This is a genomic window from Nonomuraea sp. NPDC049750 (genome assembly GCF_040659625.1).
In the GTDB taxonomy this organism is placed as follows: Bacteria; Actinomycetota; Actinomycetes; order Streptosporangiales; family Streptosporangiaceae; genus Nonomuraea.
Genome location: NZ_JBFANB010000004.1, coordinates 507,894 through 533,942, shown reverse-complemented (window position 1 = coordinate 533,942; position 26,049 = coordinate 507,894). Strand labels below are relative to the sequence as shown.

Annotated in this window: 29 protein-coding genes; 16 read left to right on the top strand and 13 right to left on the bottom strand. The window is 71.0% G+C overall.

The window, feature by feature from the left end; all coding sequences use genetic code 11:
* Positions 1-29: 29 nt before the first annotated feature.
* The 7 genes from AB0J16_RS14315 to AB0J16_RS14285 are packed head-to-tail and all read left to right on the top strand — an operon-like array spanning position 30 to position 5,655.
* A complete protein-coding gene (locus AB0J16_RS14315) occupies positions 30-797 on the top strand; it encodes a metallophosphoesterase (protein WP_358538547.1) in 768 nt (255 codons plus the stop codon).
* 21 nt (positions 798-818) lie between these two features.
* Positions 819-1,256 carry an SRPBCC family protein gene (locus AB0J16_RS14310; RefSeq protein WP_358538545.1) on the top strand — a complete coding sequence of 146 codons (438 nt, stop codon included), beginning with the start codon at positions 819-821 and terminating at the stop codon, positions 1,254-1,256.
* 1 nt (position 1,257) lies between these two features.
* Positions 1,258-2,415 (top strand): ArsA family ATPase, encoded by a 1,158-nt coding sequence (locus tag AB0J16_RS14305; RefSeq protein ID WP_358538543.1) that lies wholly within the window; start codon positions 1,258-1,260, stop codon positions 2,413-2,415.
* Positions 2,408-2,809, top strand: coding sequence for a DUF5304 family protein (locus tag AB0J16_RS14300; RefSeq protein ID WP_358538541.1), 402 nt, complete (start codon positions 2,408-2,410; stop codon positions 2,807-2,809). The genes AB0J16_RS14305 and AB0J16_RS14300 overlap by 8 nt, the downstream gene beginning before the upstream one ends.
* Before the next feature lie 31 nt (positions 2,810-2,840).
* Positions 2,841-3,773 carry an ROK family glucokinase gene (locus AB0J16_RS14295; protein WP_358538539.1) on the top strand — a complete coding sequence of 311 codons (933 nt, stop codon included), beginning with the start codon at positions 2,841-2,843 and terminating at the stop codon, positions 3,771-3,773.
* 15 nt (positions 3,774-3,788) lie between these two features.
* Complete coding sequence (locus tag AB0J16_RS14290) at positions 3,789-4,481, top strand: endonuclease/exonuclease/phosphatase family protein (protein WP_358538537.1); 693 nt, start codon at positions 3,789-3,791, stop codon at positions 4,479-4,481.
* A gap of 37 nt (positions 4,482-4,518) precedes the next feature.
* On the top strand, positions 4,519-5,655 hold the full coding sequence (locus AB0J16_RS14285; protein WP_358538535.1) for a hypothetical protein: 1,137 nt from the start codon (positions 4,519-4,521) through the stop codon (positions 5,653-5,655).
* Between the two features lie 28 nt (positions 5,656-5,683).
* Here AB0J16_RS14285 and AB0J16_RS14280 read toward each other — a convergent pair whose 3' ends face one another.
* Both AB0J16_RS14280 and AB0J16_RS14275 read right to left on the bottom strand, forming a co-directional pair.
* A complete protein-coding gene (locus AB0J16_RS14280) occupies positions 5,684-6,142 on the bottom strand; it encodes a hypothetical protein (RefSeq protein ID WP_358538533.1) in 459 nt (152 codons plus the stop codon).
* Between the two features lie 46 nt (positions 6,143-6,188).
* Positions 6,189-6,947 carry an alpha/beta fold hydrolase gene (locus tag AB0J16_RS14275; RefSeq protein WP_358538531.1) on the bottom strand — a complete coding sequence of 253 codons (759 nt, stop codon included), beginning with the start codon at positions 6,945-6,947 and terminating at the stop codon, positions 6,189-6,191.
* Between the two features lie 147 nt (positions 6,948-7,094).
* Between AB0J16_RS14275 and AB0J16_RS14270 the strand changes: the two genes are divergently transcribed.
* Entirely contained in the window at positions 7,095-7,796 is a 702-nt protein-coding gene (locus tag AB0J16_RS14270; RefSeq protein ID WP_358538529.1) for a lysophospholipid acyltransferase family protein, read from the top strand.
* 13 nt (positions 7,797-7,809) lie between these two features.
* On the opposite strand, the gene AB0J16_RS14265 is transcribed toward AB0J16_RS14270, so the two are convergent.
* Entirely contained in the window at positions 7,810-8,265 is a 456-nt protein-coding gene (locus AB0J16_RS14265; RefSeq protein WP_358538527.1) for a MarR family transcriptional regulator, read from the bottom strand.
* Between the two features lie 84 nt (positions 8,266-8,349).
* Here AB0J16_RS14265 and AB0J16_RS14260 point away from each other — a divergent pair, with 84 nt between their 5' ends.
* Positions 8,350-8,781 carry a DoxX family protein gene (locus AB0J16_RS14260; RefSeq protein ID WP_358538525.1) on the top strand — a complete coding sequence of 144 codons (432 nt, stop codon included), beginning with the start codon at positions 8,350-8,352 and terminating at the stop codon, positions 8,779-8,781.
* 12 nt (positions 8,782-8,793) lie between these two features.
* On the opposite strand, the gene mmuM is transcribed toward AB0J16_RS14260, so the two are convergent.
* The 3 genes from mmuM to AB0J16_RS14245 all read right to left on the bottom strand — a co-directional run bounded on the left by mmuM (position 8,794) and on the right by AB0J16_RS14245 (position 11,315).
* Positions 8,794-9,660 carry a homocysteine S-methyltransferase gene (mmuM, locus tag AB0J16_RS14255; protein WP_358538523.1) on the bottom strand — a complete coding sequence of 289 codons (867 nt, stop codon included), beginning with the start codon at positions 9,658-9,660 and terminating at the stop codon, positions 8,794-8,796.
* A gap of 89 nt (positions 9,661-9,749) precedes the next feature.
* A complete protein-coding gene (gene otsB / locus AB0J16_RS14250; protein ID WP_358538520.1) occupies positions 9,750-10,568 on the bottom strand; it encodes a trehalose-phosphatase in 819 nt (272 codons plus the stop codon).
* A 42-nt stretch (positions 10,569-10,610) separates the two neighbouring features.
* Positions 10,611-11,315 (bottom strand): Crp/Fnr family transcriptional regulator, encoded by a 705-nt coding sequence (locus tag AB0J16_RS14245; protein WP_358538517.1) that lies wholly within the window; start codon positions 11,313-11,315, stop codon positions 10,611-10,613.
* A 72-nt stretch (positions 11,316-11,387) separates the two neighbouring features.
* Here AB0J16_RS14245 and AB0J16_RS14240 point away from each other — a divergent pair, with 72 nt between their 5' ends.
* A complete protein-coding gene (locus AB0J16_RS14240) occupies positions 11,388-11,651 on the top strand; it encodes a YciI family protein (RefSeq protein ID WP_358538515.1) in 264 nt (87 codons plus the stop codon).
* Between the two features lie 39 nt (positions 11,652-11,690).
* On the opposite strand, the gene AB0J16_RS14235 is transcribed toward AB0J16_RS14240, so the two are convergent.
* Together AB0J16_RS14235 and AB0J16_RS14230 are read right to left on the bottom strand one after the other, a co-directional pair.
* Positions 11,691-14,093, bottom strand: coding sequence for a VIT domain-containing protein (locus AB0J16_RS14235; RefSeq protein WP_358538513.1), 2,403 nt, complete (start codon positions 14,091-14,093; stop codon positions 11,691-11,693).
* Complete coding sequence (locus AB0J16_RS14230) at positions 14,090-14,872, bottom strand: MerR family transcriptional regulator (RefSeq protein ID WP_358538511.1); 783 nt, start codon at positions 14,870-14,872, stop codon at positions 14,090-14,092. Before AB0J16_RS14230 ends, AB0J16_RS14235 begins: the two co-directional genes overlap by 4 nt.
* Positions 14,873-14,979: 107 nt before the next feature.
* On the opposite strand from AB0J16_RS14230, the gene AB0J16_RS14225 reads away from it, so the two are divergent.
* Positions 14,980-15,447, top strand: a complete 468-nt coding sequence (locus AB0J16_RS14225; RefSeq protein ID WP_358538509.1) for a DNA starvation/stationary phase protection protein — start codon at positions 14,980-14,982, stop codon at positions 15,445-15,447.
* Between the two features lie 147 nt (positions 15,448-15,594).
* The gene (locus AB0J16_RS14220) at positions 15,595-16,617 is read left to right on the top strand and encodes an alkaline phosphatase PhoX (RefSeq protein WP_358538507.1); all 1,023 of its coding nucleotides are present in this window, start codon (positions 15,595-15,597) and stop codon (positions 16,615-16,617) included.
* A 118-nt stretch (positions 16,618-16,735) separates the two neighbouring features.
* On the opposite strand, the gene AB0J16_RS14215 is transcribed toward AB0J16_RS14220, so the two are convergent.
* Positions 16,736-17,647 (bottom strand): helix-turn-helix domain-containing GNAT family N-acetyltransferase, encoded by a 912-nt coding sequence (locus tag AB0J16_RS14215; RefSeq protein WP_358538506.1) that lies wholly within the window; start codon positions 17,645-17,647, stop codon positions 16,736-16,738.
* A 22-nt stretch (positions 17,648-17,669) separates the two neighbouring features.
* On the opposite strand from AB0J16_RS14215, the gene AB0J16_RS14210 reads away from it, so the two are divergent.
* Both AB0J16_RS14210 and AB0J16_RS14205 read left to right on the top strand, forming a co-directional pair.
* Positions 17,670-18,584, top strand: a complete 915-nt coding sequence (locus AB0J16_RS14210) for a lactonase family protein (RefSeq protein WP_358538503.1) — start codon at positions 17,670-17,672, stop codon at positions 18,582-18,584.
* 125 nt (positions 18,585-18,709) lie between these two features.
* Positions 18,710-20,077, top strand: a complete 1,368-nt coding sequence (locus tag AB0J16_RS14205; protein WP_358538501.1) for a N,N-dimethylformamidase beta subunit family domain-containing protein — start codon at positions 18,710-18,712, stop codon at positions 20,075-20,077.
* Here AB0J16_RS14205 and AB0J16_RS14200 read toward each other — a convergent pair.
* Together AB0J16_RS14200 and AB0J16_RS14195 are read right to left on the bottom strand one after the other, a co-directional pair.
* Positions 20,055-20,783 carry a Clp protease N-terminal domain-containing protein gene (locus AB0J16_RS14200; RefSeq protein WP_358538499.1) on the bottom strand — a complete coding sequence of 243 codons (729 nt, stop codon included), beginning with the start codon at positions 20,781-20,783 and terminating at the stop codon, positions 20,055-20,057. The two genes, AB0J16_RS14205 and AB0J16_RS14200, sit on opposite strands and share 23 nt — an antisense overlap.
* A 233-nt stretch (positions 20,784-21,016) precedes the next feature.
* Positions 21,017-21,619, bottom strand: coding sequence for an IS607 family transposase (locus AB0J16_RS14195; protein ID WP_358538496.1), 603 nt, complete (start codon positions 21,617-21,619; stop codon positions 21,017-21,019).
* A 78-nt stretch (positions 21,620-21,697) separates the two neighbouring features.
* Between AB0J16_RS14195 and AB0J16_RS14190 the strand changes: the two genes are divergently transcribed.
* Positions 21,698-22,723 carry a 6-phosphofructokinase gene (locus AB0J16_RS14190; protein ID WP_358538494.1) on the top strand — a complete coding sequence of 342 codons (1,026 nt, stop codon included), beginning with the start codon at positions 21,698-21,700 and terminating at the stop codon, positions 22,721-22,723.
* A 135-nt stretch (positions 22,724-22,858) separates the two neighbouring features.
* Here the strand turns inward: AB0J16_RS14190 and AB0J16_RS14185 are convergent, their stop codons facing one another.
* Positions 22,859-23,713: an MHYT domain-containing protein gene (locus tag AB0J16_RS14185; protein ID WP_358538491.1), complete on the bottom strand. Its 855-nt coding sequence runs from the start codon at positions 23,711-23,713 to the stop codon at positions 22,859-22,861.
* 62 nt (positions 23,714-23,775) lie between these two features.
* On the bottom strand, positions 23,776-24,819 hold the full coding sequence (locus AB0J16_RS14180; RefSeq protein WP_358538488.1) for an MHYT domain-containing protein: 1,044 nt from the start codon (positions 24,817-24,819) through the stop codon (positions 23,776-23,778).
* Between the two features lie 113 nt (positions 24,820-24,932).
* On the opposite strand from AB0J16_RS14180, the gene AB0J16_RS14175 reads away from it, so the two are divergent.
* Complete coding sequence (locus AB0J16_RS14175) at positions 24,933-26,036, top strand: DUF5931 domain-containing protein (RefSeq protein WP_358538485.1); 1,104 nt, start codon at positions 24,933-24,935, stop codon at positions 26,034-26,036.
* Positions 26,037-26,049 lie beyond the last annotated feature (13 nt).

Sequence of the window (26,049 nt, the reverse complement as noted above, 5' to 3'; positions counted from 1 at the left end):
CTAGCAGCCGCTCTCATAGGATTTCCCGCATGAGGGTCCATGTCATCAGCGACGTGCACGGCAGGGCCGACGCGCTCGCCCGCGCGGGCGCGGGCGCCGACGCGCTGATCTGCCTGGGGGACCTGATCCTCTTCATCGACTACGACGACCACGCGCAGGGCATCTTCCCCGACCTGTTCGGCGCCGAGCGGGCCGCGGAGTTCATCGCGCTGCGCACGGCCAAGCGCTTCGACGAGGCCAGAGCCATGTCGGCGCGACTGTGGTCCACCCTCGACGGCGACCCGCGCGAGCACGTCGAGCGCAACGTACGCGCCCAGTACGAAGAGCTCTTCGCGGCCATGCCCGCGCCTGCCTACCTCACCTACGGCAACGTCGACATCCCGCGCCTGTGGTCCGACTACCTCCAGGACGGCCACCAGGTGCTCGACGGCCAGAGCGTGGAGATCGGCGGCTGGCGGTTCGGCTTCGTCGGCGGCGGGCTCAAGACCACCTACCGCACGCCGTACGAGATCAGTGACGAGGAGTTCGCCGCCAAGGTCGAGGCGGTCGGCGAGGTCGACGTGCTGTGCTGTCACATCCCGCCCGCGGTGCCCGAGCTGCTGTACGACGTGGTGGCCAGGCGCTTCGAGCGGGGCAGCGAGGCGACGCTGGCGGCGATCAGGCGGACGCAGCCGCGCTACGCCCTGTTCGGGCACGTGCACCAGCCACTTCACCGGCGCACCCGTATCGGGCGCACCGAGTGCGTGAACGTGGGTCATTTCCGGGGAAAGGGGGTTCCGTTCATCCTCGAATGGTGACCCGACCGGTACGGTGGTCGCATGGCTGATCGCACCACTTCGAGCATCATCGTCGGCGCCGACCGGGCCGCCGTGATGGCCGTCATCGCCGACTTCGCGGCCTATCCCGAATGGGCGGGTCAGGTGAAGGAGGCGGAGATCCTCAGCACCGGTGCCGACGGCAGGCCGGAGACGGTGCGGTTCGTCCTGGACGCCGGAGTGATCAGCGACGCCTACACCCTCGGCTACACCTGGCAGGACGACGAGAGCGTCCGCTGGCAGGTCGTCGAGCCGGGCAAGATGCTCGCCGAGCTCGCGGGGAGTTACCAGCTGACCGAGACGGGCACTGGCACCGAGGTGACGTACGAGCTCTCGGCCGACCTCAAGGTCCCCATGATCGGCATGATCAAGCGCAAGGCGGAGAAGGTCATCGTGGACACCGCGCTCAAGGGCCTCAAGAAGCGCGTCGAAGGGCACTGAGGTGAGCCCGCGAGTTCTGCTCTTCACCGGCAAGGGCGGTGTGGGCAAGACCACCGCCGCCGCTTCGACCGCCACGCTCGCCGCCAAGCGCGGCCTGAAGACGCTGATCGTCTCCACCGACACCGCCCACTCGCTGGCCGACGCGCTCGGCGTCGAGCCGGGCGAGGTCGCTCCGGGGCTGCACCTGCACCAGGTCGACACCCAGAAGACGCTGGAGCGCCACTGGGGCGAGCTGCAGGACTACGCCAGAGGGCTGCTCACCGAGCTGGGCCTGGACGAGATCACCTCCGAGGAGATCACCATCCTGCCCGGCGCCGAGGAGATCATCGCCCTCCTGGAGCTGCGCGAGCACGCCCGCGAAGGGCGATGGGACGTCATCGTCGTCGACTGCGCCCCCACCGCCGAGACCCTGCGCCTGCTGGCCCTGCCCGAGGCGCTCGACTGGCACATGACCAGGCTGATGCCGGTCGGCCGCAAGATCATGAAGATCGTCTCGCCGTTCGTGCGCGGCGTCGCCCGCATCAGCGCGCCCGGCGAAGAGGTCATGAGCGCGGGGGAGCGCTTCCACCGGGGCCTGCTGGAGGTGCGCGAGCTGCTCACCGGCGACAGCGCCTCCGTGCGCTTGGTGTTCACGCCGGAGGCCGTGGTGCTCGCCGAGGCCAGACGCACTCTCACCTCGCTTAACCTGTACGGCTACCGCGTCGACGCGGTGATCGCCAACCGGGTCTTCCCCGCCGAGGGCGCCGACGAGTGGCGCGCCCAGTGGGTGGCGGCCCAGTCCAAGCTCCTGGCCGAGGCCGAGGAGTCGTTCGCGCCGCTGCCCATCCACGTCGTGCCCTACCTTCCGGCCGAGCCGGTCGGCAAGGACGCGCTGGCCCAGGTGGGCGGGGCGATCTACGGCGCGGTGGACCCGTTCGCCGCCCCGCAGGTGGAGCCGCCGCTGCGGCTGTCCGCCGACGAGTTGACCCTGGCCCTGCCGGGCGCCGACCGGGCCGAGGTGGACCTGGCCCGCAAGGGCGACGAGCTGATCATCACCGCCGGCCCCTACCGGAGGATCCTGGCACTGCCGGCGGCGCTGGCCCGCAGACGGATCAGCGGCGCGGCGCTCCGCGACGGCCTGCTCCGGGTACGGTTCACAGCAGGAGGGCCAGATGACTGAGAGCAACAGAGACCCGATCGGCACCGTCACGGACGAGGCGCGCAAGCTCTTCGACACCATCCAGGGGCGGGCCACCCGCCAGGTCGGCAGGACCGTGCTCAACTCGTTCACCGGGGGCGGCGGCGGGCAGAGGGACAAGGACGTGTGGAGCGAGGCGGTGTCCGAGCCCCACGATGAGTACATCTGCCGCGCCTGCCCGGTCTGCCGGGCCATCGCGGCACAGCGGGAGTCCGGCAACGACGTGGCCGGGCACCTGGTGGCGGCCGGCGGCGAGCTGTTCGCCGCGTTCCGCCAGACGATCGACGCGCTGAGCAGGCCGGCCCCTCGCAGGCCACGCGACGATCAGAGCGGCGAGCGCGGTCGCGACAACGTTGAACATATTGATCTGGGTTAGTCCAGGTTTGGGATAGAGGAGATACAGGGGCATGCTCACGATCGGTGTGGACATCGGCGGCACCAAGGTCGCCGCGGGCGTGGTCAACGACGACGGCGAGATCATCGCCCACACGCTCAAGCCCACCCCGGCCGACCAGCCCGAGCAGGTCGCCGCCACGGTGGCCGAGGTCGTGCGCGAGCTCGCCCAAGGCAGGGAGATCGAGGCCGTCGGCGTCGGCGCGGCCGGGTTCGTCGACGAGACCCGGTCGGTCGTGCGGTTCGCGCCCAACCTGGCCTGGCGCGAGGAGCCCCTGCAGAAGAAGATCAGCGGACTGATCGGGCTGCCGGTCGTCATCGAGAACGACGCCAACGCCATGGCCTGGGGCGAGACCAAGTTCGGCGCGGGGCGCGGTCAGTCCCACGTCGTCTGCATCACGGTCGGCACCGGCATCGGCGGCGGCCTGGTCTTCGACGGCAAGCTGTTCAGGGGCCACTGGGGCATGGGGGCCGAGCTCGGCCACATGCAGGTGGTGCCCGAGGGCCGGCTGTGCGGGTGCGGCCAGCTCGGCTGCTGGGAGCAGTACGCCAGCGGCAACGCCCTGGTCATCGAGGCCAGGCAGATCTCCACCGCCCAGCCGGAGCGGGCCCAGATCCTGCTCGGCCTGGCCGGTGGCAAGATCGAGGGCGAGGAGGTCACCGAGGCGGCCAAGCTGGGTGACGAGGCCTCCCTCGCCGCCTTCGCCAGCCTCGCCGACTGGCTCGGCCAGGGCATGGCCGACCTGGCCGCGATCCTCGACCCGGGCTGCTTCATCGTGGGCGGCGGCGTCTCCCGCGCGGCCGATCTCTTCCTCGACCGGGCCCGCGAGACCTTCGCCCGCCAGCTCACCGGCAAGGGGCACCGGCCGCTGGCCGAGATCCGGCTGGCCGAGCTGGGCGCCGCCGCCGGAGTCGTCGGCGCGGCCGACCTCGCCAGGATGCGCTGACCGGGTTCGCTCGCGATGGCGCGCGTGGCCACGTACAACGTTCGCGGGCTGCGTGACAGCGTGCCCGCGCTGGTCCGGGTGATCGAGTCGATGCGGACCGACATCCTGTGCCTCCAGGAGGTCCCGCGCTTCCTCAACTGGCGCCGCCGGCGGCGCGAGCTGGCCGAGGCGTGCGGCCTGCGGGTGGTGGCCGGGGGCAGGCTCGGCGGCGTCGCGGTGCTCGCCCGCCCCGGGATCGAGGTGCTGGCGGCCGAGCACCACCGGCTGAAGGTGTTCGTCGGCCTGGAGATCCGCGGGCTGGCCGTCGCGGTCCTGCGCGTCGAGGGGGTGCCGCTGGCCGTCGGCTCGATCCATCTCGATCTCCACGGCGCGGCCCGGCTGCGGCACGCGTACGAGGCCATGACGCTGATGGAGCGTACGGCGGCCGCGTACGGCGCCGCCATCATGCTCGGCGGCGACCTCAACGAGCAGGAGACCGAGCCCACCTGGCGCTATCTGGCCGGTCGGCTCACCGACTGCCGGCCGGCCGCGCCCCGGGGCGAGGGGCTGACCTTCCCCGCCCGGCAGCCGCGCGAGCGCATCGACGCGGTGTTCGCCGGGCGCGAGCTGACGGTGCTCTCCTGCGGTGGCGTGGACGCCGCCGAGGCCGATCTGGCGGCCGCGACCGACCACCTGCCGGTACTCGCCGAACTGCTAGTCAGGCCCTAACGGGGCGGGGAGGTCCGCGAACCCGTAGCATTTGCTCATGACCCGTCGCTATCAGCGGCGTGCGCTCACCCTGATCTTGGCGACGTCCGTGGCCTTGTCGCAGGTCACGCCCGCCGCGCATGCCGATCCCCACCCCGCCACCATTGAGGCGTGGCAGCAGTCGACGAGCGTCCGCCTGGACGCCGACGGCTCGCTTTCCGACGTTACCGCGCTCTCGTCAGGCGATGTCTGGGCCGTCGGCCAGCAGGAGATCTGGGACGTCTGGAAGAACCGCGGCACGGTCCGCCACTGGAACGGCTCCAACTGGTCCGAGGTGACCCTGCGCGACGCCACCGGGGCCGGCAACCTGCGCGGCGTGGCCGCCACCTCACCGTCCGACGTGTGGGCCGTGGGCGACGGCCACGACGGCCTGCCCTACCTCGCCCACGGAGACACCGGCGGCTTCGACCGGGTCAGGGCGCAGGGGATGCGCGGGGGCGACTGGCTCGGCGGCATCGACGCCCGTCCGGGACGCGTCGTGGCCGTCGGCAGCCGCGACAACTCCTGGCTCATCCTCACCGGCCAGGGCGGCGAGTGGACCACCCAGGAGTCCCCCAGGGACGACGACGGAAAGGTCCTGGAGCCGGGCGCGCTCTATGGCGTGTCCAACGGGTTCGCCGTCGGCGACACCGGCCGGGCACCGCTGATCATGCACCTGTCGGGCGCCACCTGGAAGCCCATGCGCGTGCCCGACATTCCCGGCGGCTACCTGCGCGACATCCAGGTCGACGGCCCCAAGCGGGCGCTGGCCGTGGGCGGGGTCTACGGCAGTGACGGCGAGGTCGACCCGCTCGTCCTGTCGTGGAACGGCAAGCGCTGGAAGCGCGAGCGGCTGCCCGAGACCGAGTCGCGGCTCTACGGGGTCACCGGCGACGGCAAGGGCCGGTTCTGGATCTCCGGCTTCGACCCGTCGCGGGCCGCCGAGCCGTTCATGATGCGCTGCGAGAAGAGCGACTGCGAGATCATCCGGGGCGGCGCCGCGAAGGGCAAGGACAGCGTGCGGTTGCAGGCGGTCACCTACCTCGCGGGCAAGGGCGACGTCTGGGCGGTCGGTCACGCCGTGGACGCCCGCGAGCGCTACACGGACGTGGTGGAGCTGTTCGGGCCCAGAGAGCCTTCGCTGAAGGACTCCTAGCCGGTCGCTGAAGGAGTCCCAGCCGGTCTCAGAGCACGGCGCCGTCGTCCCAGCCGTCGTTGGGCGGGCCGTCGCCCATCCGCACCACCAGCGCCACGAAACCGCCGATGAACGCGGCCACGGCGGTGAAGAGCGCCCAGCCCTCCATCTGCCAGTTGGCCATCGCGGCGATCAGCAGGTAGGCGGGGCCGCCGAACAGCGCCACCCAGGCCAGCTTGGTCGGCAGGTCGAGCTTGGGCAGCGGCGGCGGGGGCGGCGGCACGAAGCGCTCCTCGCCGTCCTCATCCTCGTCGAGGTCCTCCTCGCCCTGCTCCGCCTCCACGTCGGCGTCCTCGTCGACCGCGGGTTTGACCACCCGGGCGACGGGCTCGACCGGTACGTTCTCGCTGTCCGGCCATGGCTGGTCGGCCGAGTCGCGCTCGGCTGTGTCGTTGAAGGACGCGACGATCTGGCGCCAGACCTCGTCCTCGTCACTCTGGGGCGTCACCTAGATCGGCCTCTCCGCAGCGATCGCGACTTCCCCCTGGGTGCGATCAGTCCCTCTGCAAGGGTACCGAGGCATGTGTCCGGATGAAGTCGAGGCTCCCGGCAAAGATCTTGTCGGCATCGTTGTCCAGCGTCGCAACATGGTAGCTATCGGTAAGCTCCTCGATCGTGGCCTGCGGTACTTTCTGGCGAATGATCTCCACGCTCCTCGGTTTCACCACATGGTCCTCGGTGCTGTGGAAGACCAGCAGCGGCTGCGTCACCTTCGCCAGGTCGGCCTGGACCAGCGACCACAGGCCGGGCAGCGAGGCGGCCGCCTTCACCGGCGTGCGCGCGTAGGCCAGCTCGGTCACGCCCGGCTTCTTGACATCGTTGGCAACCCCCGGCACCGACGGCAGGAACCACTTGAGCACCGGGGCCAGCATCAGCAGCGGCACATCGCGTACGATCGACGGGTTGACCACGATGACGCCGCTGATCGCGTCCCCGTGCACCTCGGCCAGCCGCAGCGCCAGGCAGCCGCCCAGGGACAGCCCCGCCACGAACACGTTGGCGCAGCGGCCCTGGAGGTCCTCGAACGCCTTCTCCACCTCGGCGTACCAGTCGTCCCAGCGGGTGCGGTTCATCTCCTGCCAGGTGGTGCCATGTCCGGGCTGGCGGGGGAGGGAGACGCTCACCCCCTGCCCGGCGAGATACTCGCCCCAAGGCCGTAGCGACTGCGGGGTGCCGGTGAAGCCATGGCACAGCAGTACGCCGACCTGGCCTGCTTCGTGGTGATAGGGCTCCGCGCCTGGCATGAGCGGCATAACAGCTCCTCGGTGGGATTTCATCCCGGAATTGCCCGATCGTCGCACGATCGAGGTGGATTGTGCGAGAGGTGAGGTAGGAGCATCGGTTCTGAGATGCGAAGATGACTTTGCTTACAGATCGCGCTGTGGGGAAGAGGTGGCCGGGTGTTCTACTGGGTGGTCAAGGCCATCTTGGGGCCTATCCTCCGCGTCGCCTTCCGCCCATGGGCGGAGGGTGTGGAGAACGTGCCCAGGCAGGGGCCGGTCATTCTGGCCGGAAACCACCTGTCGTTCGCCGACCACTTCTTCGGGCCACTGCATCTGCGCCGCAAGGTCATCTCGCTCGGCAAGTCCGACTACTTCACCGGGCGTGGCGTCAAGGGCTTCTTCACCCGGCTGTTCTTCAGCGGCGTCGGCACCGTGCCGATCGACCGGTCGGGCGGCAAGGCCAGCGAGGCCGCGCTGCGCACCGGCATGCGGGTGCTGCGCGAGGGCCACGTCCTGGGCATCTACCCGGAGGGCACCCGCTCACCCGACGGCCGCCTGTACAAGGGCAAGACGGGCGTCGCCCGCCTGGCCCTCATGTCGCGGGTGCCGGTGATCCCGTGGGCCATGGTCCACACCTTCGAGATGATGCCCCCCGGCCACCCGCTGCCCAAGCTCGGGATCCGGCCCGGGGTGCGATTCGGCAAGCCGCTCGACTTCTCCCGCTATTACGGGATGGAGGAGGACCGGCTGGTGCTGCGCGCGGTGACCGACGAGATCATGTACGCGCTCATGGAGCTGTCGGAGCAGGAGTACGTCGACAAGTACGCCGCCAGCGCCAAGGTCGAGATGGAGCGCGCGGCCCGGGCCGCCAAGGGCTGACCACCACCGTTCACTACTGCCGTAGTGCCTGCTCGGTCTTGCGCATCGCGGTGGTCATCGTCTCCAGCTCGCCGCGGGTCATCCGGTCGATGAGGTAGGCCCGGACGACCTCCACGTGGCCGGGGGCGACCCGCTCCAGGCAGCGGACGCCCGCCTCGGTCAGCACCGCCAGCACGCCGCGCTCGTCTGACGGGCAGGTGGTCCGCTCGACCAGGCCCGCCTTCTCCAGCTGCCCGATCTGGTAGGTCAGCGCGGACTTCGACACCACGACGCCCCTGGCCAGCTCCGTCATGCGCATCTGACGGCCGGGGGCGTCGGCCAGGCGCGCCAGCACCTCGTACTGCGGGTGGGTCAGCCCGGCCGCGGCCTTGAGCTGCTCTTCGATGCGTCGCTCCAGCAGGTGGGAGGTCGACAGGAAGGCGCGCCAAGCCGCCATCTCCGTCTCGTCGAGCCACGCGGTGTCCGTCACGGCGTCCAGTGTACTTGTTGTTCAGATTTGAACTTCCGGGTAGAGTGCTGGTTCAAATCTGAACTACTGCCTTTTGGAGAGCGCATGCTTGACCAGTCACGTTCCGTAGCCATCCTGGTCGCCCGAGTGGCCGTCGGCGTGATCTTCCTGGTGCACGGCTACCAGAAGTTCGCCATGATGGGGATCGCCGGGACCACCAAGTTCTTCGAGTCGGCCGGGATCCCGCTGGCCGCGGCCGCCGCTCCGGCGGTGGCGGTGCTGGAGGTCGTGGGCGGCCTGGCGCTGATCCTCGGTGTGGCGCTGCCCGTCGTGGGGACGTTGCTGGCGCTGGACATGGCGGGCGCGATCCTGTTCGTCCATGGGGCCAACGGGTTCGCGGTGGACAAGGGCGGCTTCGAGTTCGTCCTGTCGCTGGCGGCGGGCGCGCTGGCCGTCGGCTTCAGCGGAGGTGGCGCGCTCGCCCTCGACCGCGTGCTGTCCTCCCGCCGCCGCACCCCGGAGAACGTCGCAGCCTGAGCTTGACGTGGCTCAGGACAGGTGGGCGCGGATCTGCTTGATGTGCTCGGGAGTGGTACGGCAGCAGCCGCCGATGAGCGAGGCGCCGGCCCGTTGCCACTCCTCGGCCGCCTGGCCGTACTCCACGGGCTCGGCGGTGCCGCGCCACCGGCCCTGCTCGGCGTCCCAGTATTCGCCGGAGTTCGGGTAGACGACTACCGGCAGGCCGCCGGCCAGCGTGGCGATGAGGCCGGGGATGTGCCGCGGCGCGGTGCAGTTGACGCCGACGGCCACCACCTGCGAGCTGCCGGCGAACAACGCGGCGGCCTCGGCGATCGGGGTGCCGTCGTTGAGGTGCGTGGCGTCGCGGCAGGAGAAGCTCACCCACGCCTTGACCGACGGCGTCTCGGCGAGCAGCCTGGCCAGCGCCCGCGCCTCCGGGTAGGACGGGATGGTCTCGCAGGCGAGCAGGTCGGGCCCGCTCGAGGCGAGGATCTCCCAGCGTGGCCGGTGCCACGAGAGCAGGCCCAGCTCGTCGAGGTCGTAGTCGCCGGTGTATTCGGCGCCGTTGGCCAGGTAAGCGCCGTAGGGGCCGATCGAGGCGGCCACCAGCCCGCCCCCGGCCTCGTCACGAGCCTGGCCGGCCAGCTCGACCGAGAGCCTGATCAGCCGCTCGGCCTGCGCCTCGTCGAGTCCGCGCCGGACGAACCCCGGGATCGACGCTTGGTAGCTCGCGGTCGTGGCCACGTCGGCGCCGGCGGCGAAGTAGTCGGCGTGCACGCGCCGGATCAGCGCCGGATCCTCCACCAGCAGCCGCGCCGACCACAGCTCGTCGCTCAGGTCGGCGCCGAGCATTTCGAGGCGGGTGGCCAGGCCACCGTCCAGGACAAGGGTGCTCACCCGTCCAGAGTATGGTGCCCCGCGTACTCGACAGCACTTTCCGGCTCGGGTGAACCGCTCTAATAAGGCGGGTGAATTTCCGGCCGGGGCTATTGCGTTTGCCGGTTGTCATGGAAAGCACGGATTATCTCGTCCAGCATGGCCGGCACGTCGGCCGGGCCGGCCACGGTGAAATCCGCCTGGCGGGCCAGTTCGTCGCCGGTTTCGCTGTTCGCCACCGCCACTTTGACCCCGACGAACTCCGGGTCGCCTTCCTCGCGCGTACGCAGGGCCTCGAAGGCGCGGGCGTCGGACAGGTCGTCGCCGAAGTACCAGGCCCTGGCCAGGGCGGCGCTCTCCGCTTCGACGACGGTGCCCTTGTCGCCGTGCACCGGCGGCTTGAGCTCGACCACCATGCGGCCCAGCTGCTCGGCCAGGCCCAGCTCGGCGGCCTTCGCCGACGACCATCTCTCCACCGCGCCACGCAGCGCCGGATCCGCTCTGTAGTGCAGCGCGACCATCAGCGCCTTGTCCTCCACCAGCACCTTGCCCGGCAGATCGCGGGCGGCCTCGGCGACCAGGCGGCGGATGACCGGCGCCCATGGCTCCGCCTCACCGGCGTTCCTGATCTCGCCGTCGACCACCGTCTGCAGGCCGTACAGACCGAAGAGCCGCACGCCGGGGGCGCCGGAGAAGCGGTCGCGCAGGAACGCGGCGGGGCGCGCGGAGACGACGGCGACGCGGGCGAACAGCTCCGCCAGCGCGCCCAGCCGCTCCACCGCCCCGGGGACGGGGAGCACCGCGTCGGGATCATTCATGATGGGCGCGACAGTGCCGTCGAAATCGAAGAAGAAACCCGATTCCCGGGCCGCGGAAACGGTGGCGGAGATCGCCTCGGCGAAGCGCAGCGGTGCGCGAGAGGTCGCCATGTACGGTGACGATAGAACAGGCCGCCGGACTTCGATAGACGCCTATTCGTATTTCGGGTGGACCTGGCCGGAGTTCGTTCCGCCGCCGGTTGGAGTGGTCTTCGCGATGCGGGCGAGCGCTTCGGCGTCCTTTACCGTCACCTCGCCGTCGCCGATCTCGACGAGCTCGCGGCGCTCGAAGGACCGCAGGGCCCGGTTGACGCTCACCCTGGTCGCGCCGATCTCGGCCCCCAGGCCCGCCTGTCCGGCGTGCAGCTGGACCCGGCCGCCTTCGCCGCGTCGTACCAGCCACTTGGCCACCCGCGCGGAGACGTCTAGCACGACCGCGTCCGTGAGCCGCTCATCGAGGTCGCGTACGGTCTGGGCGAGTGTACGCATGAGCCGGGCCGCCACCGACGGCTCGGTGGCGATCACCTCGAGCACCGCCACGCTTGGCAGGTAGGCCACCTCCACCGGCGTGAGGGCCGTCAGCGTGGCCCGGTGCGTGCCCTCCACCAGGAGGGTCGTCTTGTCGAACGCCACGGGTGCGGCGTCCACCGACAGCACCACCTCGCGGCCGTCGACGCTCACCCGCCCGGCCTTGACCCGGCCGTCGAGCAGCACGATCAGCTGGTCGGCCGGGTCGCCCTCGGTGCAGAGCACCTGCCCCGCCGGGTAGCGCCGCTGCCGCGCGACGGACTCCAGCCTGCGCAGCCCTTCTTTGCCCAGCTCACGGAACATCGGGAGGGCGGCCAGCGTGTGCGTCATGTATCAGGTGATACACCACGGCCGTGCCCGGTGTTGCGGCGACCGTCCAGCTCGCGGGCCTAGCGTGCGGGTATGGCGAGATTTGTGGTGCAGCTGGCGTTCGACGGCGATCCCCGGCGGCTGGCCGTCCGGCCGGCACATCGGGACCATCTGCGCGGGCTCCATGACCAGGGGCGGCTGGTGACGGCGGGGCCGTGGGCGGACGACAGTGGGGCGTTGCATGTGTACGAGGCGGCCGATGAGGGGGAGGTGCGGGACATCCTCCGGAGCGATCCGTATACGGCGGTGAACGGGTATGAGGTGGTGCTGCTCAAGGAGTGGACGCCGATTCTTTAGCAGATCACCCCATACCCACAGGTCACGCGGGCGCTGCCGTCAGGTGCGCTTCCAGAACGGGCGGCGGGGCGTACCCGGCGCGGACGATCCGGTCGGGGCCGAGGGTGATCCGCTCGTGAGAACGGTGAGCACCTCGATGGCGTGCGCCCGCAGCGCTTCGGCGTCGATGCCCGGTTGCTCCGCCGTCTGCAGCTCGCGGCCCAGGGCGGCCAGCTCCGGATGCCCGCCCAGGAAGGCGGCCAGCGCCGACAGCCGGGAGCCCAGATCCGCCAGGTAGAGCGGGTCGGGAGCGCCGAGCAGCGCCCGGAGCCGGTCGAGCTCGACGACCAGCTGCGTCCTGACGGACTCCAGGCCGGGCCCGCCCGGCCGGGGAGCGGCGGGCGGCGCGAACCGCGGCGACGGGCTCATCCGCCCACCGGCCGAGCTACCGCCGAAACCACCGGCTGAGCCTCCACCAGGGCTGCGGGGCGCGGCCCCGCCGGGCCCCCTGGTGCGGCGGGTCGCGTCTGGGTCGCCGGTCTCCTGGGTGCCCATGAGGCCGTGACTCTGGCCGGGGGCGAAGCCCGGGTCGGGGATCGACATGGGGCGGGATGGCGCGGCCATCACCGCGGCCTGGGCCATGAAGGGCATCATCGGCGGGTTCTGCGGCATATCCCAGCCGCTCGGCGGCTCCACCGGCTGGATGACGCGGTGCTCCGGCTCCCCTTCCGCCACCTTTCTGGTGTCGATCGCCACGTAGGCGGTGAAGCGGCACAGGACGCCGTTCTCCAGCGAGACCCGGACGATCTCCGCCTCCAGCTCGTGCTCGCCCATGGCGTACCGGTCCTCCAGCTCGCGCAGGTGCGCGCGGGCCCAGACGGCGCGGATCGCCGGGTTGTCCACCACGGTGCCCGTCACCTGCTGCTCCCACGGGGCGCCCGACGCCAGCCCGCGTACGGTCACCGACGAGCCGTCCCGGTAGCGGCCGTGCACGCGCAGCGGGACGCCCGGGAAGATGGAGCCCAGGTGGGTGACCGTGCCGGGCTCCACGTCGAGGCCCTTGAGGGACAGGTCGGTCACGAGGGGCGCGCCGATGCGGCGGTGGATCTGCTCCATGGCGGCGTCCAGGCGGTCCTCCGACTCGACCAGCTCGCAGCGGCCCGCGCCCAGACCGGCCAGCCGGCCCAGGAACCCGGCGTTCACCGCCCGGTCGATGCCGACGGTGTGCACCCGCATGGCCGACAGCGCGCCGCCGGTCTGCTCCAGGATCTGGTCCTCGTGGCCCACCTGTCCGTCGGTGACCAGCACCAGGACGCGTTCGCGCCCGTCCTGGTCGCGGAGCAGGGAAATCGCCCGGCGCAGCGGCTCCAGCAGTTCGGTGCCGCCGCGGGCCTCCACGCGCGCGAGATGTTCGACCGCGCGGTAGCGGTTGCGGTCCGAGGCCGTCACGAGCCCCTCGAACGCCTCCTCCACCACCGAGTCGAACGTCAGCACCGCGAAGCGGTCCTGCTCCGTCAGCGTGTCGACGATCCGCGCCGCGGCCCGGCGCGCGGCGACCATCTTCCAGCCGCCCATACTGCCCGACCTGTCCAGCAGCAGTACGAGGTCACGTGGCGTGCGCGGCGACTCCAGCGCAGGGGGTAGCACGGTCAGCGAGAACGCGCCCCGGCCGTCGAGCTGCAGCGCGGTCGAGGCCTCGAACGACAGCCGCAGGATGAAGTCGCGGTCCAGCCGCTCGCCCGGCCGCAGCCGTACGGTATGACCCTCCTCCTCGACCACGTGCAGGCTGGAGGACAGCTCCCGCAGGTCCAGCCCGGCGGGGTCGATCGTCGCCGTCAGCGACAGGCGTACCGGGTCGGGGAAGCCGGGCAGGAGCACCGGCGGCGTGATGCGCGAGGCGTCGGGCACCGCGTCGGTGTCGGGCGCGGTGCCGTCGCCGGCGCCGGGGCCGTCGAGCGGCGTGCCCGGAATGTAGCGGGGGGCGACGACCAGCGGGAAGCGGAACGTGGCCGCGCCGTCCTCGTACGGCAGCGGCTGGCTCAGCGTGAGCCGGACCGTCACCCGCTCGCCCGGCAGCAGGTTGCCCACCGTGATCGTGAACACGTCGGGCCGGTCCTCCTCGGCGATCGCGGCCCGCTTCCCCTCGCGCAGCGCCCGGTCGTAGTCGGCCCTGGCCTGGCCGCGCTCCTTGAGCACGCCGTCGATCACCCGATCGTCGGCCTCCATCCTGAACCCCGTCACCGCCGCCCTGTCGGGCAGCGGGAAGACGTAGGTGGCCTCCAGCGTGACGTCGTACGGGTTGCGGAAGCCCTGCGTCACCTCGACCTCGGCCATCAGGCCGGAGATGTCGGCGGACACGTCGACGCTCTCCAGAGGCAGGTTCCCGCGCGCGGTCCGCAGCGCGCCGAACCCGGCGTCCGGCACCGGCAGGCACCGGGTGGGCTCGAGCGAAGTGATCTTCATGCTAGCTTCCTCTCTTCGAGCAGCGCCAGCAGCGGTGCCGCCGCGGTGAGTACCGCCTGGATGTCGTCTTCAGCCGGGGTACGGCCGGCACCGTCGAGCACGAGCGTCACTCCGTCGGCCAGCCTGATCCCGCGCACCAGCGCCCCGTGCCTCGTCGGCCGGGGGAGGGGCCCGGGCCGGCCCGCACCGTCGGACGGGGGAGGATCGGCCGGTCGCGGAACGCCGATGGGCGGGGGATGCGGAAGGGCGGGACCGGTCGCATCGGCGGGGTGCGCGGCCCAGAACCGTCCGCGCGGGCTCCCGGACCGAGCCGCCGAGCCGTCGGGGAGGGCCGGCGGCTCAGGCGTCTCGCCCTCCGGAAGGTCTGCGGCATCGTGAGCCGCCTCACCCTGGGGCGCGGGCGTCGTGGCGTCCAGAACGGCCGCCGTCGCCGCGACATCCTCGTCCAGGGGCGACCATCCGGGGTGGGCCGTCCGCTCCAAGGTCGTGTCCGTGGCGCCGGTCAGGGCGGTCTGGATCTCCGCGATCGAGCGCCCGGCCGCCTGCAGCCGCTTGATGGCCACGAGCTGCAGCAGATGCCGCCGGCCGTACTGGGCGATCCGGCCGCGCCTGGTCAGTGGCGGGTCGACGAGGCCGATCGTGGTGTACCACCTGATCAACCGTTCGCCGGGCACGTCGCGGACCCGGCCGTTGAGCGGCTGCGCGTGCGGCTGGGCGTGCGCGCGCAACGCGTCGGCGGCGCGCTCCGCCAGCTCACGGATGGTCCAGGTCTCGCTCATACCTTCACAATTACACTGTCACTATTGCAGTGTCAACCGAGGGAAAGCGGGCAAAGGGGGTGGGTCGCAAAGAGACCCTGATGTCGAACCACGGGGAGGAACACATCATGGCTACGATCACCGGTCCGCTCTCGGGCGAGGCGAAGAAGACGGTCGCGACGGCCCTTCAAGGAGCTCTGGTCGATCTCCTCGATCTTTCGCTGCTCGCCAAGCAGATGCACTGGAACCTGACCGGCCCGCACTTCCGGCAGATCCACCTCCAACTCGACGAGGTCACCGCCCTGGCCCGTGAGCACGCGGACACCATCGCCGAACGCGCCGTCGCCCTGAGCATCAACCCGGACGGCCGCGCGGCCACCATCGCCAAGTCCACCAAGCTCTCGCAACCGGAGAACGGCTGGATCGAGGACGGCAAGGTCGTGGCGACGATGACCGACATCCTGGAGGCCGTCGGCAAGCGAATGCGTGAGCGTGTCGCCGCGACCGACGAGCCCGACCCGGTCAGCCAGGACCTGCTCATCGCGGTGGCTCAGGACATCGACAAGCAGCACTGGATGTTCCAGGCCCAGCGCTGACACCGCCACTGCCCGCGCTCCCGGGCGGCCGGCGCATCGTCGCGCTCACCTGACGGCCAGAGATTTCGCGCAGAGTTTGATCTCGGGCCTCCCTGTCATTCATGTCGGCGGGGTCGACTAGCGTGGCACCTAGAGGGAGGCCTCACGATGTCCAGCAAGACTCTCCTCCGCACGGGCCCGCTCTGGCAGGGCGGGATGAGCCCTTACGGCCCGCTGGAGCCGCCAGGCGGCGACGATGTGGCGCTGCCCGGGGGGTTCAGCGGCCGGGTCGTGGCCCGCTCGGGCCAGAAGGTGGCCGGGCTGACGTGGCACGCGGCACCCGACGGCGGTGCGTGCTTCCCTGACGGCACCGGCTGGATCTACGTGTCCAACTCCGAGCTGCCGCTGCTCGGCGGCGCGTCCGCGCTCCGGTTCCGCGCCGACGGTTCGATCGCCGACGCCTACCGCATCCTGTCCGGCACCGACCGCAACCGCGCGGGCGGCGCGACGCCGTGGCACAGCTGGCTCTCCTGCGAGCTCGGTGACCGCGGCCAGGTGTTCGAGTGCGATCCGTACGGCATGCGGGCCGGGCGCCCCCGCCTGGCCATGGGCCGGTTCAAGCACGAGGCCGCCGCCTGCGACCCCGACCGGCAGGTCGTCTACCTGACGGAGGGGGAGCCCGACGGGTGCTTCTACCGGTTCAGGCCCGGCGATTGGGGCGATCTCACTGAGGGCACCCTGGAGGTGCTCTGCCTCGCCGGTGACTGGAAGCCCGTGCCGTCGCCCGCCGCCCTGCTCAAGGCCACGCGCCACCAGATGGACGACGCCCGCCACTTCGACGGCGGCGAGGGCTGCCACTACGCCGGCGGGGTCTGCTACTTCACCACCGAGGGCGACAGCGGCCTGTGGGCCTACGACGCCGAGACCTCCACGCTCGACCGGATCTGCGACGGCGTACGCGCGATCACCGCCGCCCCCTCGGGCGACCTCTACGTCGCCAGGCAGTCGACGGAGATCGACGTCATCACCCCCGACCGGGCGGTCACGCCGTTCCTCAAGCTCGGTGGCCTCAGCGGGGCCGAGCTCACGGGGCTGGCGTTCGCGCCCGACGGCGGGCGGCTCTACTTCTCGGCCAGACGGGGCCGCGACGACGGCCGCACCTTCGAGGTGGCCGGCCCCTTCCGCGCCTAGCCCGGTCGCGCACGTCGGCTCCGCCGGATCGCGGGGAAATGCCCTCCGGCCCGAGTACGGCAAGCTGGTCACGGAGGCGGCTCGCACGCTCACCGAAAGGCTCTGAGCGACCGGTGGCCTAGAGGTCGCGGCTCCACTCCTGCTCGGTGACCTCGATCCCGTTCTCTGACTCCGTGTGCTCCGACTCCAGCTCGAACCCGGCCCCCTGGTAGATGCGCCGCGCGCTGTCCAGGCAGTCGCGGGTCATCAGCGTGATCCGCTTGTAGCCCTCGGCCTTGGCGTGGCGCAGGCACTCGCTCACGAGCCGTCCGCCCAGCCCCAGCCCGCGGGCCGACGGCTCGACCAGCAGGAGCCGGAGCCGCGCGGTGGTGTCGTCCTCCCGTACGCAGAACACGCACCCGGCGGGCTGCCCGCCGACCTCGGCGATCCACCCCATGTCGCGCGACGGGTCGTAGGCGCCGATGATCCTGGCCACCAGCCGCTCGAAGTCCATGCCCCAGCCGTACTCCCGGCTGTAAAGGACGCCGTGCCGGTAGACGACCCAGCTCAGGTCGCCCGTGCGCAGGGGCCGGATCACGTACGGCTCGCGCTCGCCGGTGCCCTCCAGCAGCGTCCTGATCGTGGCCATGCTCGCGACCAGGCGTTCCTGCCCCGGCTCGGGCAGCGTGGCCAGCAGCCGCTCGGCCTCCTCGGCCGACCGCGTGTCCAGCAGCCCGTACGACTCGACGCCCGCCGCGGTGAGCCGGACGACCTGCTTGCGGGCGTCGGTGGCCGCGCGCTCCTTCGAGATCAGCCCGTCGCCCTCGAAGCGGGTCAGGATCCTGCTCAGGTAGCCCGCGTCGAGACCGATGAGGGCGCGCAGCTCGCCCGTCTCCAGCCGGCTCGCGTGCCCGAGCTCGAACAGCACTCTGCACTCGGCCAGCGAATAGGGAGAGTCGAGCATTCCGGCCTGAAGGACGCCGATGACCTTCGTATAGAAGCGGTTGAAGGCCCTGATCTCGGCGACCCTTGCCTTTGTCAACGAACTCATTGCTTTAGTCAAGCATGAGAGGATGCCTTCTGTGAAGCACCTGTATATAGGCGGATATGGGCCCGGCATCGTCACCCCCGGCGGAGAGCTGACCCGCCTCACCTCGTCCTCGTTCCTGGCCGCGCATCCGAAGCTGCCAGTGCTGTACGCGGTGGGCGAGCTGGCCCAGGGCTGGCTGAGCGCGTTCAGCACGGAAGCGGCCGCGCTCGCCCCGCTGGACGAGCGGCCCAGCATGGGTGACAGCCCCTGCCACGTGGCGGTCGATTCGGAGGGCGATCTGCTCGCCGTCGCCAACTACGGCGACGGCACGGTCAGCCTGCATCACCTCGACTCCCGCGGCGCGTTCGAGGGCCGCCCGATCGTGCTGCGCCATGAGGGCTCCGGGCCGCACCCCGAGCGCCAGCAGGGCCCGCACGCCCACCAGACGGTCTTCCACGACGGCCTGCTGTACGTCTCCGACCTGGGCACCGACCAGATCCGCCGCTACACCCCTGAGGGCGAGGCGCTGGAGCCGCTGCGCCTGACCCCGGGCACCGGGCCGCGCCACATGGTCTTCGCCGGCTCGCGCCTGTACGTCGTGGGCGAGCTCGACGGCATCGTCACCCTCATCGACGGCGAGAAGACGGCGGGCACCCTCGCCTCGCGCGCCGAGGGCGTCAACCAGCCCTCCCACCTCGACCTGGACGGCGACTTCCTGTACGTGGCCAACCGCGGCCCCAACACGATCACCGTACTGCGGGCCGAGGACCTGACACTGGTGGCCGAGGTGCCGTCGGGTGGCGAATGGCCCCGGCACTTCGCCATCGCCGGCGACCGCCTGTACGTTGCCAACCAGCACTCGGGAGTGGTCACCGAGTTCGCGCTGAAGGACGGCGTACCCGAGCCGACGGGTGAGGTGCTGGAGGTCGACAGCCCTTCTTGCGTGCTGCCGGCGTAAAGAGCCTCCTGGGTGCCACCGATGTAAAGGTCCTTACGCGTCCTGGGCCCGCTTGCGTGCTGCGGGCGTAAGGACTTCCCCAAGTCGCCGGCCCGGTGGGCGGGCGGTCGTGACCATGGTGCGCTGTGCGCAAGTCCTTGATCGTCCTGATCCTGCTGGCGTCCGCGTGCGGCAGCACCACCCCCGCCGCCCCGGCCCACCCGCCCGCTCCGGCGCCCGAAGCCGCCGCGCCCGCCCCCGCTGAGGTGCCGGCCGCCCGGACGGTGCGCTGGCGCATCACCGAGCGCGGGGCGGAGCACGAGATCGAGGGATACGCCGACCGCGTCAGCGTGCTGCCCGGCGAGCGGTTCCGGATGCGCGTCTCCACGACCGCGCCGCGCTTCACCGCGCACGCCTTCCGCGTGGGTGCCCATCCGGCGGAGGTCTGGCACTCAGGCCCGCTTCCCGGGGTACGTCAGGCGCCGCCCCAGACGGTGGAGGGCATGGTCACGGCCGCCCACTGGAAGCCCTCGCTCACCGTCGACACGACCGGCTGGCGGGAGGGCGCCTACCTGGTACGCCTGGACGCCTCCAGCGGCGGCCAGCGCTACGTCCCGATCACCGTACGCTCGGCCTCGACACAGGGGCGGGTGGTGCTGGTCAACGCGGTGACCACCTGGCAGGCGTACAACCTGTGGGGCGGCCGCAGCCTCTACCAGGGTCCGGGCGGGTTCGACGACCGCTCGCGCAAGGTGACCTTCGACCGGCCCTACGACACCTCGGGCGCGCGGCTCTTCCTCGACTTCGAGCTGTCCGCGATCGAGCTGGCCGAGCGGAGCGGCGTGCCGCTGGCCTACCTGACCAGCCTGGACCTGCGGCCCGGTGTCCTCGACGGAGCCAGGGCCGTGGTGTCCCTGGGGCATGACGAGTACTGGTCGCCCGGCATGCGCGCCGCCGTCACCCAGGCCCGCGACGCCGGCACGAACCTGGCCTTCCTCGGCGCCAACGCCGTCTACTGGCGCATCGGGCTGTACGGCCGGATGATCGCGTGCGACAAGGAGAGCCAGTGCCCGCTCTGGCGCGCGTCCGCGCCGGAGAGCGCGCTGGTCGGGCAGGAGTACGACTGCTTCCCCGCCGAGGCCGCCTACGTGCTGCGCAGACCCGGCCACTGGATCTTCGAGGGCACCCGGGGCAGGCGCTTCCCCGGCCTGGCCGGCGTCGAGACCGACAAGGTGTCCGACGGCTCGCCCGAGAACATCAAGGTGCTGGCCCATTCGCCGGTCGACTGCGGCGGCCGGGCGACCTCCTCCGACAGCACCTACTACACCGCACCGGGAGGGGCCGGGGTGTTCGCCTCAGGGACGATGCGCTGGGTGTGCGGGATGCGGGGAAGGCGGTGCGGCCACGGGGTCACCAAGGCCGCCGCCCCCTTCACCCGCCGCGCGACGCGCAACATCCTGACCAGGTTCGCCCAGGGCCCGGCGGGGCGCCCTAAGCCTTCCCCTGGCGCCTGAGCAGAATCTCGGCCAGCATCCGCTGGATCTCGGGCTCGGCACCCTCCTTGGTCACGCCGAGCCCGTCGAGCGCGGCCACGGCCGTCCCCTCGCCGAGCGACAGCACACCGAGCAGGATGTGCTCGGTGCCGATGAAGTTGTGGCCGAGCCGCAGGGCCTCGCGCAGCGTCAGCTCCAGGGCCTTCTTGCTCTGCGGGGCGTAGGGCGGCTTGTCGGGCGCGTTCTCGCTCGGCGGGGCGAGCATGGCCGTCATGACCTCCTCGACCCGCTCCAGCGGCGCGCCGAGCGTCACCATGGCCTTGGCCGCCAGCGCTTCCGGCTCGCTCAGCAGCCCGAGCACGAGGTGCTCCGGCTCGATGTACTCGCTGCCCGCCCTGATGGCCGCCTGCTCGGACCGCACGATGACCGAGCGCGCCCGGTCGGTGTAGCGGGCGTAGGCGCGGAGCTCTTCGGCCAGCCCTCCCTCCTTGGGGACGAACCGCTTCTGGGCGGCCTGCTTGGTCACACCCATACTGCGGCCGATCTCGGTCCAGGAGGCGCCTGAGTGCCGGGCCCGGTCGACGAAGTGGCCGATGAGGTGGTCGGCCACCTCGCCCAGGTGCTCGCCCAACGTCACGGCGTCGGAGAGCTGGCCGAGGAGATCGCCGTCGGGGTGACGGCTCTTGATCGCGTTGATGAGGTCGTCGAGACGTACGGTCTGATCCATGAGTCAACCATAGGTTGACGATGTAGGGCCGTCAACCCATGGTTGACGATGCAGGATCCCCACGAAGTCGCCTCCCTGAAAGGGGTTCCGGTCACTACGCTCGCGTTTGGTCTAGACCACTGGCCGCGTGGACGGGCAGAATTACCGTCATCGTGAAACCGTTCGGAGAATCTTAGTGATCCTCGTGCCGGCTCCATCGGCATGCGCCTCGCTCGCCGGGGACATGCGCCGCCTCACGCTGCCTCGAAGGCGGCCCGGAGCGCGGCCCTGGCCCTGCGGGCGGCCGAGCGCCGGCCGTACAACCGGGCGCAGAGCGAGGTGAGGACCTCCGCCATGTCACGCAACAGCTCGTCGTCGACCCGGGCGCCGGGGACGGCGCCCGACTCGCCGGCCTCCGTTTCGTCGGTGACCACGATCCGGCGGCCGGTGGCCTCCAGCGCGGCCGACAGCTGCTCCAGCCCGAACCGGGCGAGCCGGTCGCGGCGCTCGACCACGATCACGCCCACGGACGCGTCGCGCAGCAGGCGGGCCAGCTTCGGCCGGTCGCCGTCCATGCCCGAGCCGACCTCGCCGACGACCTCGGTGACGGTCAGGCCCATCGCGGTGGCCGCACGGACCACGCGGGCCGCCTGCCGATCGAGCTCGGCCAGCTGGTCGGTGCCGGACACCCTGCAGTACGCCACCGTCCGGCCCGTGACCTCGGCGGTCCGATCGAGGACCATGTACCTACCGGTGGCGGTCTTGACCACCGGGACGGGCATCTTCCCGTCTCGCGCCCACTGCCAGGCGGTCTGGTAATGCACGCCGTTCCGCCGCGCCCACTCCGAGAGCTTCACATATCGACAATCTCAGACGAAGACTGAGAAGAGCTGATGTTTTCACTAACGGCAAGAAACCCATAGGAGGAACCCGTCATGCGAATCGGAGTGCTCACCGGGGGCGGCGACTGTCCCGGACTCAACGCGGTGATCAGGGCGGTCGTGCGGAAGGGGGTGAGCGTCTACGGTCACGAGTTCGTCGGGTTCCGTGACGGCTGGCGCGGCCCGCTCGAAGGCGACACGATGCCGTTGGACATCCAGGCCGTACGGGGCATCCTTCCGCGGGGTGGCACGATTCTCGGCTCCTCGCGTACCAACCCCATCAAGATCGAGGGAGGCGTCGACCGCATCAAGGAGAACCTGGCGGCCACCGGCGTCGACGCGCTGATCGCCATCGGCGGCGAGGACACCCTCGGCGTCGCCAGGCAGCTGTTCGAGCGCGACGTCAAGGTCGTCGGCGTGCCCAAGACGATCGACAACGACCTGTCGGGCACCGACTACACCTTCGGCTTCGACACCGCCGTCAACATCGCGACGGAGGCCATCGACCGCCTGCACACCACCGCCGAGTCCCACCACCGGGCGCTCATCTGCGAGGTCATGGGCCGGCACGCGGGCTGGATCGCGCTGCACGCGGGCATGGCGGGGGGCGCCAACGTCATCCTGATCCCCGAGCGGCCGTTCGACATCGACCGCGTCTGCGAGTACGTCGAGTCGCGCTTCCGCACCCGCTACTCGCCGATCCTCGTGGTCGCCGAGGGCGCGCACCCGATCGAGGGCCAGATCGCGCTGCAGGCCGGCGAGCTCGACGCGTTCGGCCACGTACGGCTCGGCGGCATCGGCGAGGTGCTGGCCAAGGAGATCGAGAAGCGCACCGGCAAGGAGGCCCGCACCACCGTGCTCGGCCACATCCAGCGCGGCGGCACCCCGACGGCCTACGACCGGGTCCTGGCCACCAGGTTCGGGCTGCAGGCGATCGACGCGGCGCACGAGGGCGACTACGGCAAGATGGTGGCGCTGCGCGGCACCGACATCGTCCGCGTCGGGCTCGACGAGGCGACGGCCGAGCTCAAGACGGTGCCGGTGTCGCGCTACGCGGAGGCCGAGGTGTTCTTCGGCTGATTGAAAGCGGGTTGCAAGCGGGCGGCCGTAGCTTCTGTATCAGCGGGGTTACCGCTACAACCCCCTCAGGGTACGGCTTGCGCCGCGGCGAGTCGGCGGCCCACCACGCGCCGCAAGCCGTACCTATGACATAGCTCAAGAGCGGGGCGTGCCGAAGAGATCCACATCCGGCGCGCCCCCGTTTTGTGCCACCTGGGCACCGCCCTGTGGCTGCGGCGGGGTGCGTCCCTCCAGCCGGGCACGGAACTCCGCCTCCCGGTGCAGTTCCTTCTCCGAGGGCGAGAGCATGACGGTGAGCAGCAGCCCCATGGTGATCACGCTGAGCCCCACGATCAGCGGCAGCAGGAAGTCGATGGCCTTCGCGCCGGTCACCGGCCCCGCCGGGCTGTGAGCGTGCACCGACATCCCGTACATCCCCGTGTAGTGCATGCCGGTCACCGCGACGCCCATGACCAGCGCCGCGCCGCCGATCTTGAGCGCGCCGCGGACCCGCAGGGTGAACCAGAGCGCGACGGTGGCCGCGACGATCGCGATGACCACCGACAGCGCCACGAACAGCGGGTCGTAGGTGACGTCCCCCGCCATGTTCATCGCGTACATGCCCAGGTAGTGCATGCCGGCCACGCCGATTCCCGTCAGGACGCCGCCGCCGAGCAGGTACGAGGCGCGCTCGCCGCCGCGCCAGACCACGAACAGCCCGGCGCCGACCACCACCACCGCGAGCAGCGCCGAGGCCGCGGTGAGCGGCATGTCGTAGCGGATCACCGTGCCCCGCACCGAGAAGCCCAGCATGGCGATGAAGTGCATCGTCCAGATGCCGGTGCCGCCGATGGCCACCGCCGCGCCCGCCAGCCAATATCGGGCCTCCCTGGCGCTGACCAGCCGGGCCCGCGAGGTCAGCAGCAGGCCGAGCATGGACCCGATGCTGGACATGCCGTAGGCGACAAGGAGGGTCAGGGGCCCATAGGAGAAGTGGTCAATCGGCGACATACGCACACACGTCCCTCAGAGGTGAATAAGGGAGTATGAGCAGGGCTCAGGTGATTTTGCAACTACCTTCGGCGAGGTTTGGAACGTGGCGAATTTTCCGGGAACCCTTGCTGGTGCGGGGATGTAGGCGCACCCAAGATCGGTTGCGGCTCGGGGACGGGGGCGCCGAAGACGGGTTGCGGCCGAGTGGGTTGCGGCTGAACGGGCCGTTGCTGGGCGGGCTGCTGCCGGCTGTGTTGCTGTTGGACGGGTTGCCGCTGGGCGGGTTGCTGTTGGACGGGCCGCGGGTGAAGGGGAATGGGCGCGGGGTAGGGCTGCGGCTGCTGGCTGGCACGCCGGCGCAGCTCCAGCCGGGCGACCAGCTCGGCGTCCTCGTGCAGTTCCTCCTCCGACGGCGACAGGATGACCATGAGCAGCATGGTCAGCGTGATCAGGCTGATCACGGTCATGAGCGGCACGAGGAAGTCGAGGGCGTCGGCGCCCGGCACGACGCTGGGCTCGGCGTCGACCGTGACGAGCATCGCGTACATGCCGGTGTAGTGCATGCCCGAGACGGCCACGCCCATGACCAGCGCCGCGCCGGCGATCCAGACAGGGCGCTTGACCCGCATCGTGAACCACAGGGCCACGGTCGCGGCGATCACGGCGATCGCGACGGAGGCGGCCACCACTTTTCGGTCATAGGAGACGTGCGCCGACATGTTCATCGCGTACATACCGAGGTAGTGCATGCTGGCCACACCGAGGCCGGTCAGCAGGCCGCCGCCGAGCAGGGCGAGCAGCCGGCCGCCGCCGTAGGAGACCAGGAACAGGCCGGTGCCGACGACCACGATGGCCACCACGGCGGAGGCGACGGTCAACGGCACGTCGTACTTGATCTGGGTGCCCTCGACCTCGAAGCCCATCATGCCGATGAAGTGCATGACCCAGATGCCGGTGCCGCCGATGGAGATGGCCGCCCCGATGAGCCACCGAATCCGCGAGGCGCCTCGCGAGGCGTGCGCCTGGGCGGTCAGCCGCAGTCCGAGCATCGACCCGATGCACGACATCACGTACGCGAGGAGCGGCGTGAGCGGGCCGTGGGTGAAATGGTTAACAGCGGACATTAAGTCAGTTTCCTTGCATTAGGGGTCACCGGATTGTGCCAGCTGGCCTGTCCGATTCACATAGATATCTCGACTATCTGTCAACCTGTAATGTCGGAACGTGAGAAGGGCTCATGGGGATCGAGAGGCCGTTCTGGCGCGCGATAGCGGTCTTCCGGGTCGCCTCGCTGCTCTACGCGGCGGTGTTGATGGCGCAGCACCGCGGCTACGCGGAGCCGCTCACGGGGTGGCTGGTGATCGGCGTCATGGGGCTGTGGACGGCCGCGGCGATCTTCGCGTACTCCGTCGAGGCGCTGCGCCGGTGGCCGCTGCTCGTGCTCGACCTGCTGGTGGCCGTGGCCTGCCTGATGGCTTCGCCGTACGTACAGGGCGCCCTCCAGCAGCCCGGTGAGGGCACCATGCCGGTCCCGGCCACCTGGATCGCGGGCCCGGTGCTGGCCTGGGCGGTGCACGGCGGCCGGCGGCTCGGCACGGTGGCCGCGGCCGTCGTGGCGGCGGCGGACCTGTGGCTGCGGATCCACGGGCCCGACGCGCCCGTCCTGATCAACGGCGCGGTGCTGCTGTTCATGACGGGCGTGGTGGTCGGGCACGTGGCGCGGCTGGCCAAGCGGGCGGAGGAGCGGATGCAACGGGCCGTCGAGATGGAGGCGGCGCAGCGCGAACGCGATCGGCTGGCGCGGGACGTGCACGACTCGGTCCTGCAGGTCCTGGCGCTGGTCCGGCGCCGCGGCCAGGAGCTGGGCGGCGAGGCGGCGGAGCTGGGCCGGCTCGCCGGGGAGCAGGAATCGGCCCTGCGCTCGCTGTTCATCCGGCCCGCCTCCCGGCCCGCTGGGGTGGCGGATCTGCGGGCGCTGCTCATGCGGTACGGCTCGGCGTACGTGACGGTCTCGACCCCGGCGAGGGCACTGGCGTTGCCGGGGCCGGTGGCGGAGCAGACGGCGGCGGCCGTCGGGGCGGCCCTGGACAACGTCCGGGCGCACTGTGGGGCCACGGCGCGGGCGTGGGTGTTCGCCGAGTCGGGGGACGGCACGGTTACGGTCAGCGTCCGCGACGAGGGACCGGGGATTCCGGTCGGCCGTTTAGAGGAGGCCGCGGCGGCCGGTCGCCTGGGTGTCTCCCAGTCCATCCGCGGGCGCATCGAGGGGCTTGGCGGGAAGGTCTCGATCACCAGCGTTCCGGGGGAGGGCACAGAGATCGAGCTGACGGTCCCCGCCTAGGACCCTGGGTGGT